Source organism: Flavobacterium sediminilitoris, from assembly GCF_023008245.1.
Taxonomy (GTDB): Bacteria; Bacteroidota; Bacteroidia; order Flavobacteriales; family Flavobacteriaceae; genus Flavobacterium; species Flavobacterium sediminilitoris.
Window position 1 is genome coordinate 2,318,071 of sequence record NZ_CP090145.1, and the last position, 12,743, is coordinate 2,330,813.

Genomic DNA, 12,743 nt, shown 5'->3' on the forward strand with positions numbered 1-12,743 from the left:
GAAAATAAAAAATAGTAATGCAAACAAATGAAAAATAATAGAAGAAACTTTTTAAAGACGTCAGTAATAGCTACTGTAGGAATGGCTATGAGTTCTTTTCAATTCAAAGAAGAAAATCAAATTGATACAAAATATAAAAAAGTTAAGAAACCAATTGTACTTTCTACATGGCGATTTGGTATAGAAGCAAATGTTGCAGCTTGGCAAATTTTAAGTCGAAAAGGAAAAGCTTTAGATGCAGTTGAAGCAGGAGTAAAAATACCAGAAGGAGATCCAAATGAAAGAAGTGTAGGATATGGAGGAAGACCAGACAGAGATGGGAAAATAACACTCGATGCCTGTATTATGGATGAATTTTCAAATATAGGATCAGTTGCATGCTTAGAACATATAAAACATCCTATCGCAGTAGCTAGAGCAGTAATGGAAAAAACACCTCATGTAATGCTAGTAGGTGATGGAGCTCTACAGTTTGCATTAAGTCAAGGTTTCCAAAAAGAGAACTTATTAGTTGAAGCATCTGAAAAAGAATGGAAAGAATGGCTTCAAAAAAGTCAATACAAACCAGAAGTGAATATTGAAAACCATGATACCATAGGAATGATTGCTTTAGATGAATTTGGAAATCTATCAGGAGCTTGTACAACTAGTGGAATGGCGTATAAAATGCATGGAAGAGTAGGAGATTCTCCTATTATTGGTGCGGGTTTATATGTAGATAACGAAATAGGAGCTGCCACGGCTACAGGACATGGAGAAGAAGTAATACGAATTGCAGGTTGTCATTTAGTAGTAGAATTAATGCGTCAAGGTCATACACCTCAAAAGGCTTGTGAAGAAGCAGTTATGCGTATTGTAAAACTGACTAAAAATAGAAATAAAAGCCTAAAAGATATTCAAGTAGGATTTATCGCTTTAAATAAAAAAGGAGAACATGGTTCTTATTGTGTACAAGGTGGATTTAATTATGCAATTCATGATACATCAGGTAACAGATTAGTAGATGCTGATTTTTACTTAAAATAATAAGCATTGATAAAGAGTCTTTTCCGAACTTAAATATAATATGAAAAAAATAGAGATAGCCTGTTTCAATGTAAAATCAGCAATAATAGCTTCTAAAGCAGGAGCAGATAGAATTGAATTCTGTGAAGGATATGAAATAGGAGGAATTACTCCCAAAATAGAAGATGTAAAAGAAGTTAAAAATAAAATTCGTACAGACTTATATGTAATGATAAGACCTGTAGGAGGTAAATTTAATTACACAGAAAAAGCTTTTTTACAAATGAAACAATCCATCCAAGAAATGAAGTTATTAGGAGTTGATGGCTTTGTTTTTGGAATATTAACACCACAAAATACAATAGATATTGAGAGGAATAAAGAACTATTAGAACTTGCTAAACCATTACCTTGTACTTTTCATAGAGCTTTTGATACTATAGAAGATAAGAAAACAGCTTTATCAATACTTATAACATTAGGATTCACAACAGTACTTACTTCGGGAATAATTACAACTGCTTTAGAAGGAAAAGAAATATTGAAAACACTTTTACAATTATCTAAAAATAAAATAACAATAATGCCAGGAGGAGGTATTCGCGCTACAAATATTCAACTTTTAGATAGTTATATAAATGCATCATATTATCATAGCGCAGCTTTAAAAAAAGAAGAAGAAATAACCGATTTTGATGAGGTAATTCAATTAAAAAAGAATTTATCATGAAGATAAAATTTGAAACTATAAAAATTTATACACTTTTATTTATAGTCCATTTTTCTTGGTCTCAACAAAATATTAAAAATTTAGCAAATGAAGAATGGTATTTTAAAAATGCTAAAGACAGTATAAAATATAAAGCTTCAATTCCAGGTACAATTCATACCGATTTGCTAGCGAATGCATTAATTCCTGACCCTTTTTTAGAAACAAATGAAAAAAAAGTACAATGGGTTGAAAATGAAGATTGGATATATGAAACGGATTTTTATCTATCTAAAAAAGAAAAGCAGTTTAAAAATATTGATTTAGAATGCTTTGGACTAGATACTTATGCAATACTTTATGTTAACGGAAAAGAAATAAGTAAAACAAATAATCAATTTAGAAAATGGACTTTTTCTGTACAAGAATATCTAAAAGAAGGAAAAAATAAAATCGCAATTTATTTCCAATCGGCTGTTAAAAATGGGAGAAAAGAGAGCGAAAAGTTAAAATATACATTACCAGGAGAAGAAAAAATTTTCACACGAAAAGCGCAATATCAATATGGATGGGATTGGGGGCCAAGATTAGTAACATGCGGAATAATTGACACTATTCAGTTAAAATTTTGGAATAAATCAATTATCGAAAACCTTCAATATGATCAAAAACAATTAGAAGATTCTTTTGCAGAAATAGAATGGATGGCAGATATTATTTGTGAAGAAGAAGGAACATATCATTTCCAGTGGAATGAAAATACTTTTATAAAACAATTAACCAAAGGGAAAAACAAAATAAACTGGACCGATACAATTCATCAACCTAAAAAATGGTGGTGCAATGGTTTAGGAGAGCCAAATTTATATGGTTTCGGATTAACCTTATCTCAAAACGGAGATATACTCGATAAAAAAGAATTAAAAATTGGATTAAGAACAATTGAATTAGTTCGAGAGAAAGATGCTATTGGTAGTAGTTTTTATTTTAAAATAAATGGTATTCCTGTTTTTATGAAAGGAGCTAATTATATTCCACCAGATAGTTTCATATCTAGAGTAACAGATAGTATTTATCAAAGTATTGTAATCAATGCCAAAAAAGCGAACATGAATATGTTACGAGTTTGGGGTGGAGGAGTTTATGCTTCGGATAGTTTTTATAAAGCATGTGATGAAAATGGAATATTAGTTTGGCAAGATTTTATGTTTGCGTGCGCCATGTATCCTGGAGATGACTCTTTCTTAGAAAATGTAAAATTAGAAGTAATCGATCAAGTAAACAGATTACAACATCATCCCAGTATTGCTTTATGGTGTGGAAATAACGAAATAAACGAAGGATGGCATAATTGGGGTTGGCAAAAACAGTATAATTATACAAAAGAAGAGGAAAATATTATCTGGAACGACTATGAAAAAATGTTTCATGAAATTATTCCAAATGCAATAAAAGAAACTGTTGCTAATAAACAAACCATTTATTGGCCGTCGTCACCTTCTATTGGATGGGGAAAAAAAGAAAGTTTATATCAAGGAGATTCCCATTATTGGGGAGTTTGGTGGGGAAAAGAACCTTTTGAAATCTATGAAAAAAAAGTCGGACGTTTTATGAGCGAATATGGCTTTCAAGGTATGCCAGCATTGTCAACAATAACCAGTTTTACAGATAAATTATCATGGAAAAATGAAGCAATAAAAACCCATCAAAAGCATCCTGTAGGGTATGAAACCATTAAAGAGTATATGGAAAGAGATTATCATGTGCCTAAAGATTTTGATAATTATTTATATGTTTCACAATTGTTACAAGCAAGAGGAATGCAAATAGCAATAGAAGCTCATAGACGAGCTAAACCTTATTGTATGGGAACATTATATTGGCAATTAAATGATTGTTGGCCAGTTACTTCATGGAGTTCTATGGATTATTATGGTAATTGGAAAGCTTTTCATTATCAAGTAAAAAGGAGTTATGAATCGTTACTTTTATCAGTGTGTAAAGAAAATGAAAAGTACGTAATTTATGGAATAAACGATGAGGTAGAAACAAAAAAAGGGAACTTAAAAATTCAATTGATAGATTTTGATGGAACCATATTATGGCATAAAGAAGAATATATCACTATTAAAGAAAATAAAAATAAAATAATAACTGTTTTAGATGATTCTTTGTTACAAAAAGTTAATCAAGAAAAAGTAGTCCTATCTGTGAAATTAGAAACAGATAAAGAAAAAATAACATCAAATTATTACTTCGTAAAACCAAAGAAATTAAAATTAAAAAAACCAACTATTATTATAAAAAGACAAAACGAAACAACTATAGAAATAACCACCAATACGTTAGCTAAAGATGTTTTTTTATTTTCAGAAGGAGTTCATTTTGAAGAAAATTATTTTGATCTTTTACCTCATGAAAAACGAATTATTCATTTATCAAGTCCAATAGAAAATATAATAGTAAAATCATTATTTGACACACTTAAAAATTAAACTACAAGTGAAATAATCATAAAAAGTGAACCTAGCATAATAACTAACCAAACGATTAAGCCTTGTATTAAAGGTTTAAAGCCAACAGAAGTTAAGGTTTTTCTGTTTAATCCGCATCCTATAAGAAATAGAGTTAATGTTAATCCTGCTTTTGCAAGTCCTGTTACATAATGATTATATTGCTGTACTATTGGAATATAAGTATTTGCTATCATTGCCAAAACAAATAATCCAATGAAATAAGGAATTCTTATTTTGATGCCTTTATTCTTAAAAAGGAGAGTAGATAAAAAAGCAAGAGGAATAATCCATAATGCTCGTGCAAGTTTCACTGTAGTTGCAATTTCTAATGCTTCCGATCCATATTTGTTTGCAGCACCTACAACCGAACTTGTATCATGTATAGCAATGGCACACCACATTCCAAATTGTGTTTGAGATAAATTCAATTGATGTCCTATAAAGGGAAATAAAATTAAAGCAATAGAATTTAAAATAAATATAGTGCCTAATGCTACTGATATTTGTTTTTCATTTGCCTTTATTACAGGAGAAATAGCAGCAATTGCACTTCCACCACAAATAGCTGTTCCTGTTGAGATTAAATACGATGTTTTCTTTTCTATATTTAAAAATTTTCCAATGAAAAAACCAGCAATCAGAGTTCCTATAATAGATAATATAGTGAAAAATAAACCTTCTTTGCCTACTTGTAAAGCACTTGTAATATTCATTCCAAAGCCTAATCCAACAACAGAAAACTGTAATAAAATATGAGTAGCCTTATGATTAAGATGTAAATAGGGATGGCCAATAAATTGTGCAATTATTAATCCCATTAATAAAGCAATAGGAGGAGTAATTAATGGCGATAAACAAAATACAACAGCTAATAAAAAAATCAATTCTCTAGTTGTAATACTTTTGTTCAATATAGATTCAATTCCCTTTTTATCTTGATTTTTCATTACTTAAAACTAATTTTTGTTTGATACAAAATTCAGTCAAGAATATTATAAAAGGAAATGGTTAAATATTATACACCATTACTTAAAGTTATAGTGACTAGCAAATTTCATAAATAATTCAGGTAATGCTTCTGTTTGCCCTTGTTGTTGAATAAAATAGAAATCGCGTTCTATCACAAAATCTTTAATATCAATAATACTATATTTGTTTTCTTTAAGTTCTGTAAATATAGAATGAACAGACAAAAAAGCCATGCAATTACTGTTAAGAATATAATTCTTTATGCTTTCAGTACTTCCTAGTTGCATTTCAATATTTAAATCGGAAATTTTTATTCCTAATGGTTTTAAATGATGCGCAATTACTTCTAATGTTCCAGAACCTTGCTCTCTAAACAAAAGTGGAATGTTTTTCAATTCATCAATAGTAATATTCTGTTTTTTTGAAATAGAATTATTACTATTTGCAACCAAAACAATTTCGTCTTTTACAAACTGAGTATATTTAAGATAGGATTTTTTAGATTTCCCTTCGATTACACCTAAATCAATCTCATTGTTCTGTAAAGCAATTTCAATTTGTTCTGTATTATTAGCAACTAGGGAAACTTTAAGATGATCAAATTTTTCATGAAAACGAGCTAAAATTTGCGGCAAAACATATTGTGCAATTGTAGTACTTGCTCCAATTCTCAGTTTTCCATTAAACTTTTGAGTCACAGTATTGAGTTCAAACTCTAAATCACGGTAAATTTCAAAAAGTTTTTCAGTATGAGAAAGTAAAATAATTCCAGCTTGCGTTAATTTAATTTTAGATCCATTTCTTTCAAACAGTTTTATTTTAAGATAACTTTCAATTTCTTGAATATGTTTAGAAACAGCAGGTTGAGTAATAAATAACTCATCCGCTGCTTTTGTGAAATTGAGTCGTTTTGCCACTTTATGAAAGACTTGTAAACGAAAATCAAACATAATACTTAGATATAATTTTTATTTGATAAGCAATAATATTGTTTATAGCTTAATCAATAATAGTTTTATTGTTCAAAGATAAAGCATTTAAAGTTTTTTATATCTTTAAAAACAGACAAGGTACTTTATTTCCAATCGGAAATTAATTTTTCTAAACCTTTTTTAATTCCGTTATAATAATTTTCATTTTTTTAAGAATAGGATTCTCAAATTTTAATAACGTATTTGATTCGTTTGTTTTACAAGAAATTAAACTTATAATTACAAAACCACTGTAAATGATACGCTTTGTTTAATCATTTACAGTGGTTTTAATTCAAAAACAGTTTAGTATTCATAATCTATTTCATGAATATAAAAAATTATTGGGCTGTTTCTGTAAATTTCTATTTCAAAACATCAACTTCAATATAGCTATCATTAAATACTTTAATAAAAGCTTTAGTATAATCTTCTTTGTTTGCTAAATATGGATTTTCTAAGAATTTTTGAGGATTTACAGCAATTAAAGGATACCAAGTGCTTTGAATCTGGATTTGGATTTTGTGTCCTTTCTTGAACGTATGTAAAACATCTTGTAACCTAAAATTAACTTCAGTAGTCGTATTTGGAGTTAGCGCTTCTGGTTTTTCAAAACTGTTTCTGAAACGCGCAGGCATAATTTCACTTCTCACCATTTGATGATAATTTGCATAAATCACATTAGGTTTGTCTTTATTTTCTGGCTCATCAAGCGGATAAATGTCAATTAGTTTTATCACAAAATCAGCATCAGTTGAAGAAGAAGCAATTTTTAATTTTGCCATAATTTCTCCCGCAAGCGTAGTGTCTTCAGTTAAATAATCGGTAGTAAAAGTTATTACATCAGGACGACTAAGAGCAAAACGTTGATCTTCGCTCATGTAGTTTCTTGGTGTAAAACCATTAAAATCAGCATAATTTATACTACTTGGAACAGGATTATTCGGGTCGCTATAGTATTCGGTAAATTCAATTTTACTTGATTTGTTAGTTTCTAATTTACCATTTGAACTTAAATAAAAATTAAGTTTACTTGCTTTATTTGGAGGCCAATTTGTAAATTCATTCCATTCTTTTTTACCAGTATCAAACATATAAGCTTCTGGTAGAGCAACAGTAGTTTTTGAATCTCCTTTTAAATAGTGATCAAAGAATTTGTATTCAATATTTTTTTGATAAAAAGTAGCAATACTATCGCCAAAATAAATGTCATTATGAAAATGTTTTCCTTTTTCTCTACTCCATCCACCATGTGAAAAAGGTCCCATAACAATAGTGTTTTTAGCTTTTGGACTTGTTTTTTCAATTGTTTTGTAAATATTTAAAGGACCTGTTAAGTCTTCTGCATCATACCAACCTCCAACAGTCATCACGGCATGATTTATTCCTTTTAAATGAGGTAATAAATTTCTTTTTTGCCAAAAATCATCATAATTAGGATGCTCAATAATTTCTTGCATAAAAAAGTTGTCTTTGTAATATTTATCGGTTGCTTCTTTTACTGTGCCTAATTCATTATAGAAAACCGAACCGTCTTTTGAAGTAGGTCTAATATATTGATCCATGTACCAAGCTTTGTCTTCTGCTTTTGTTTTTTGTACTCCAAAAACAGGAAAAGTTTTAAAATATCCCATTAAGAAAGCACCATTATGGTGAAAATCGTCAAAAAAGAAATCAGAAATAGGAGCCTGTGGAGATGAAGCAACTAAAGCAGGGTGATTTGCTAATGTTCCAACAGCAGTGTAAAAACCTGGATAAGAAGTACCATATTGACCTACTTTTCCATTGTTGTTTTTAATATTTTTTATAAGCCATTCTATTGTGTCATAAGTATCGGTGCTTTCATCAACGTTTTTCTTGTTTTTGTGTTCCACTTGTGGTGTCATGTTAGTAAAAGTTCCTTCACTCATATATCTTCCTCTAACATCCTGATATACAAAAATATATTTATCTTCAGATAGAAAAGTATTCGGACCAATCGATTTTTTGAAATTTTCTTCTCCATAAGGTGCTACACTATAACATGTACGTTGCATTAAAAAAGGATATTTTTTATCCTTTGAAATATCTTTAGGTATATAAATAGAAGTAAACAGTTTTACACCATCTCGCATAGTAATATAAATCTCTTTTTTGTCATAATTTGATGCCAAATCTTCTTGTGAGAAAGCACTTAAAGACAAAATCAATAATAAGGTTTTAATTAAAAATTTCATTTAATAGATATTAGTGAATTAATAGATGTTTATTTAGTTCTTCGAAGATATTAAGTTTTTTTGAATAAATTTAATGGTATGATTATATATTAGTTTTTAAAAAGTTTGTAAGAATAACTATATTCGCAAAATGCAATTATCCGTAATCATTCTTAACTATAACGTACGCTATTTTTTAGAGCAATGCGTTCTAAGTGTCCAGAAATCACTTGAAGGTATTCAAGGAGAGATTATCGTAATAGACAATGATTCATCTGATAGTAGTTGCGAAATGATGAAAAATCGATTTCCAAATGTGAAATTGATTGAAAATAAAGAGAATTTAGGTTTTCCAAAAGGAAACAATATAGGAGTTGCTGAAGCTAAAGGAGAATATATTTGTATTTTAAATCCAGATACTGTTGTTGCAGAAGACACATTTAAAAAGATTTTAAATATTAAAAATTGGAGCGATAACACAGGAATTATAGGTTGTAAATTAGTTGATGGAACAGGAGAATTTTTACCAGAATCTAAAAGAGGAGTGCCAACACCATGGATTGCTTTTACTAAAATATTTAGATTGTATAAAATCTTCCCAAAATCAATGTGGTTTAACCAATATTATGCTCAACATATTAAAGAAGATCAATCTGGAATAGTTGATATATTAGTTGGTGCTTTTATGGTAATGAAAAAAGAATTATATCTCGAAGTAGGCGGATTTGATGAAAGTTGCTTTATGTATTCTGATGATATAGATTTAAGCTATATGATTAAAAAGCTAGGAAAAAGCAATTATTACTATCACGAAACAAGTGTAATACATTATAAAGGAGAAAGCACAGTTAGAGATGGAACTTATATGAAGCGATTTCAAGAAGCAATGCAGTTCTTTTATAAGAAACATTTTAAAAAATCTGTTTTTTTTGATGTAATAATGCGTGTTGGAACTTTCTTATTTAGTCTTTCTAAGAAAAACCAACAAAAAAATAAAATAAACATAATTGATGAATATGTGTTTTTTACAAAATCAGATGCAAAATTAAATGTATCAAAGCCAATTAAAAGATTAGATTCTTTTAATCAATTTAAAAGAAACGAAGAAAGAAATATTGAAGTTATTTTTGATACAAATTCATTTTCATATAAAGAAATAATAAAATTTATGACTGAGAATAAATCAAAGAAAATGACATTTAAGAATTATTTTAGTAATTCAAGTTATATAATTGGTAGTAATAATTCAAATGATAGAGGAGAAGTAATTGTATTAAAATAATTTATGATATTCTTTATAAACAGATGGAAAAATTAGTATTTTTGCAAATCAAATAGAAAAACACAACTATAGTTTAAAAATATGGCAAAGTTTGAATTGAAATTACCCAAAATGGGAGAAAGTGTTGCAGAAGCAACTGTAACCAACTGGTTGAAAAACGTTGGAGATAAAATTGAAATGGATGAAGCAGTACTTGAAATTGCTACTGATAAAGTAGATAGTGAAGTACCTTCTGAAGTTGCAGGAACACTTATAGAAATTCTTTTTAATACAGATGATGTTGTCCAAGTAGGGCAAACAATTGCAATAATTGAAACAGAAGGAGAAGGTCAAGTTGAAGCAACTCAAAGTGAGGCTGTGGCTGCTCCTGTAGCTATAGTAGAAAAAACAATTGAGGCTGCAAAAGAAACGGTTTCCGCACCACAAGATTTTTCAAGTTCAGATAAATTCTTCTCACCATTAGTAAAAAATATTGCAAAAGAAGAAGGAATTTCTCTTCAAGAATTAGAAACAATTCAAGGTTCAGGGAAAGACGGACGTGTAAATAAAGAAGATATATTAAATTATATAAAAAATAGAGGAAATCAACCTGTTGTTGCTTCTTCGTCTGTTGTTGCGGCACAAAAAGCAGCTCCAGTAGCTCAATCTCAAACAGTTTCATCAGCTACACCAGTATCTGTTAATGGTGGAGATGAAATTGTAGAAATGGATAGAATGCGTAAATTAATTTCGAAGTATATGGTAGAATCTATTCAGACTTCTGCTCATGTGCAATCCTTTATCGAAGTTGATGTTACTAATATCGTAAAATGGAGAGAGAAAGTTAAAAACTCTTTTGAGAAAAGAGAAGGTGAAAAACTAACTTTTACACCTATTTTCATGGAAGTAGTAGCAAAAGCATTAAAAGACTTCCCTGGAATGAATATTTCTGTAGATGGAGATTTCATTATTAAAAAGAAGAATATTAATTTAGGAATGGCGGCTGCTTTACCAAACGGAAACTTAATTGTTCCTGTAATTAAAAATGCAGATCAGTTAAACCTAGTAGGAATGGCTAAAGCAGTAAATGATTTAGCAAATAGAGCAAGAAATGGAAAATTAAAACCAGACGATACACAAGGAGGAACTTATACTGTTACAAATGTAGGAACATTTGGTTCTGTTTTTGGAACTCCTATTATAAATCAACCTCAAGTTGGTATTTTAGCACTTGGAGCAATTAGAAAAGTTCCAGCAGTTATTGAAACACCAGAAGGCGATTTTATTGGAATTCGTCAAAAAATGTTCTTGTCACACTCTTATGATCATAGAGTAGTTGATGGAGCGTTAGGTGGAAGCTTTGTAAAAAGAGTAGCAGAATATTTAGAAGCTTGGGATATAAACAGAGATGTTTAGTCTAAATAATATTTAATAAATATATATGACAGGTTTATTGCCTGTCATTTTTATTTTCAAAAAACATCAAAAATTTGCTATACGTAGCTTTGCTTTAACATTATCTGCTATTTCTCTTAGATTGTTTAAATACATTATTGTATTTTTGCTCCAAACATCACCAATGGATACTTACAGAATAGTATCTTGGTTAGGTTGGATTTTTAACTTAGTAATTGCAGAAGTTATTATACTTTACCTTCTTAAAAATAAAAAATATAATGGAATTAAAACTTAATAGACCTATTTGCTTTTTTGATCTTGAAACCACAGGAATTGATGTTGCTAGAGATAGAATTGTAGAAATTTCAGTTTTTAAAGTATATCCAAATGGAAATAAAGAAAGTAAAACATGGTTAGTAAATCCTACAATTCCAATTCCTCCACAAACGACAGCCGTTCATGGAATTACTGATGAAAAAGTAGCAAACGAGCCTACTTTTAATGAATTAGCGTCTCATGTATATAATATGATTAAAGACTCAGACTTGGCAGGCTTTAACTCAGATCGATTTGATATTCCTTTATTAGCTGAAGAAATGCTTCGTGCAGGAGTAGATTTTGACATGAAAAATAGAGTTTCAGTTGATGTGCAAACAATTTTTCATAAAAAAGAAGAACGTACATTAAGCGCTGCATATAAATTCTATTGTAATGAAAGCTTAGAAAATGCGCATAGTGCGGAAGCAGATACAATGGCAACGTATGAAATTTTAAAAGCACAATTAGATAGATACGAAGATTTAGAAAATGATATAAAAACATTATCTGAATTCACAACACGCAAAAAATCAGTTGATTTTGCAGGATTTATAGCATTAAATAAAGAAGGAAAAGAAGTTTTCTCTTTTGGAAAACATAAAGGAGTACTTGTAGAAGAAATCTTAGAAAAAGAACCAGGTTATTTTAGTTGGTTACAAAACGCAGATTTTCCTTTATATACAAAGAAAGTGCTAACAGCAATAAAATTAAGAAAATTAAACACAAAATTATAAGAAAGCTATTTTTAAGTCGTTTTGTAATTTTTAAACTTAGGCAACATAATAAAATGAAAATTATTTGTATTGGACGCAATTATGCAGACCATATCTCAGAGCTGAACAATGAAAAACCTAGTGAACCAGTAATTTTTTTAAAACCAGATACAGCTGTTCTGCCTAAAAAAAATCCATTCTATATTCCAGACTTTAGTAAAGATGTTCATCATGAAGTAGAGATCTTAGTTAAAATAAATAAAGTAGGGAAATATATTAACTCAAAATTTGCTCATAAATACTATGACGAAATAGGATTAGGTATAGATTTTACAGCACGTGATTTACAAAGTGAACTAAAAAGCAAAGGGCTACCTTGGGAAAAAGCAAAAGCATTTGACCATTCGGCGATTATTGGTGCCTTTTTACCGAAAAAATCGTTTGCATCATTAGAAAATGTTAACTTTGAGTTAAGGAGTAATAATAATGTTGTACAAGCAGGAAACACTTCTTTGATGCTTTGGAAAATAGATGAAATTATTGCTTATGTATCGCAATTTTTTACACTAAAAAAAGGAGATATTATCTTTACAGGAACTCCTAAAGGTGTTGCATCTGTCAAAGAAGGTGATGTTTTAGAAGGATATATAGAAAAGAACCAGATGTTTAAAATACAAGTTAAATAAAT

General features: G+C 29.3%; 11 protein-coding genes. 8 read left to right on the top strand and 3 right to left on the bottom strand.

The genetic code is table 11. From position 1 onward, the window contains the following. Positions 1–27: 27 nt before the first annotated feature. The 3 genes from LXD69_RS10520 to LXD69_RS10530 are packed head-to-tail and all read left to right on the top strand — an operon-like array spanning position 28 to position 4,209. The gene (locus tag LXD69_RS10520) at positions 28–1,026 is read left to right on the top strand and encodes an isoaspartyl peptidase/L-asparaginase family protein (protein WP_246915256.1); all 999 of its coding nucleotides are present in this window, start codon (positions 28–30) and stop codon (positions 1,024–1,026) included. 40 nt (positions 1,027–1,066) lie between these two features. Next, on the top strand, positions 1,067–1,735 hold the full coding sequence (locus LXD69_RS10525) for a copper homeostasis protein CutC (protein ID WP_045968062.1): 669 nt from the start codon (positions 1,067–1,069) through the stop codon (positions 1,733–1,735). Then, on the top strand, positions 1,732–4,209 hold the full coding sequence (locus LXD69_RS10530) for a beta-mannosidase (RefSeq protein WP_246915259.1): 2,478 nt from the start codon (positions 1,732–1,734) through the stop codon (positions 4,207–4,209). Before LXD69_RS10525 ends, LXD69_RS10530 begins: the two co-directional genes overlap by 4 nt. Here LXD69_RS10530 and LXD69_RS10535 read toward each other — a convergent pair. The 3 genes from LXD69_RS10535 to LXD69_RS10545 form a co-directional block, all read right to left on the bottom strand. Continuing rightward, on the bottom strand, positions 4,206–5,177 hold the full coding sequence (locus LXD69_RS10535; protein ID WP_246915262.1) for a YeiH family protein: 972 nt from the start codon (positions 5,175–5,177) through the stop codon (positions 4,206–4,208). The genes LXD69_RS10530 and LXD69_RS10535 overlap by 4 nt on opposite strands. A gap of 78 nt (positions 5,178–5,255) precedes the next feature. After that, positions 5,256–6,149, bottom strand: coding sequence for a LysR family transcriptional regulator (locus tag LXD69_RS10540; RefSeq protein ID WP_045968067.1), 894 nt, complete (start codon positions 6,147–6,149; stop codon positions 5,256–5,258). A 386-nt stretch (positions 6,150–6,535) separates the two neighbouring features. Continuing rightward, complete coding sequence (locus LXD69_RS10545; RefSeq protein WP_246915265.1) at positions 6,536–8,386, bottom strand: CocE/NonD family hydrolase; 1,851 nt, start codon at positions 8,384–8,386, stop codon at positions 6,536–6,538. Between the two features lie 130 nt (positions 8,387–8,516). Here LXD69_RS10545 and LXD69_RS10550 point away from each other — a divergent pair, with 130 nt between their 5' ends. From LXD69_RS10550 to LXD69_RS10570, 5 genes are all read left to right on the top strand, one after another. Further along, entirely contained in the window at positions 8,517–9,647 is a 1,131-nt protein-coding gene (locus LXD69_RS10550; protein ID WP_246915268.1) for a glycosyltransferase family 2 protein, read from the top strand. An 81-nt stretch (positions 9,648–9,728) separates the two neighbouring features. Further along, complete coding sequence (locus tag LXD69_RS10555) at positions 9,729–11,042, top strand: dihydrolipoamide acetyltransferase family protein (protein ID WP_246915270.1); 1,314 nt, start codon at positions 9,729–9,731, stop codon at positions 11,040–11,042. Between the two features lie 25 nt (positions 11,043–11,067). Then, positions 11,068–11,319: a DUF2306 domain-containing protein gene (locus LXD69_RS10560; RefSeq protein WP_246915274.1), complete on the top strand. Its 252-nt coding sequence runs from the start codon at positions 11,068–11,070 to the stop codon at positions 11,317–11,319. Next, complete coding sequence (locus LXD69_RS10565) at positions 11,303–12,076, top strand: 3'-5' exonuclease (protein ID WP_045968077.1); 774 nt, start codon at positions 11,303–11,305, stop codon at positions 12,074–12,076. The genes LXD69_RS10560 and LXD69_RS10565 overlap by 17 nt, the downstream gene beginning before the upstream one ends. Before the next feature lie 53 nt (positions 12,077–12,129). Next, positions 12,130–12,741, top strand: coding sequence for a fumarylacetoacetate hydrolase family protein (locus tag LXD69_RS10570; RefSeq protein ID WP_045968078.1), 612 nt, complete (start codon positions 12,130–12,132; stop codon positions 12,739–12,741). Positions 12,742–12,743 lie beyond the last annotated feature (2 nt).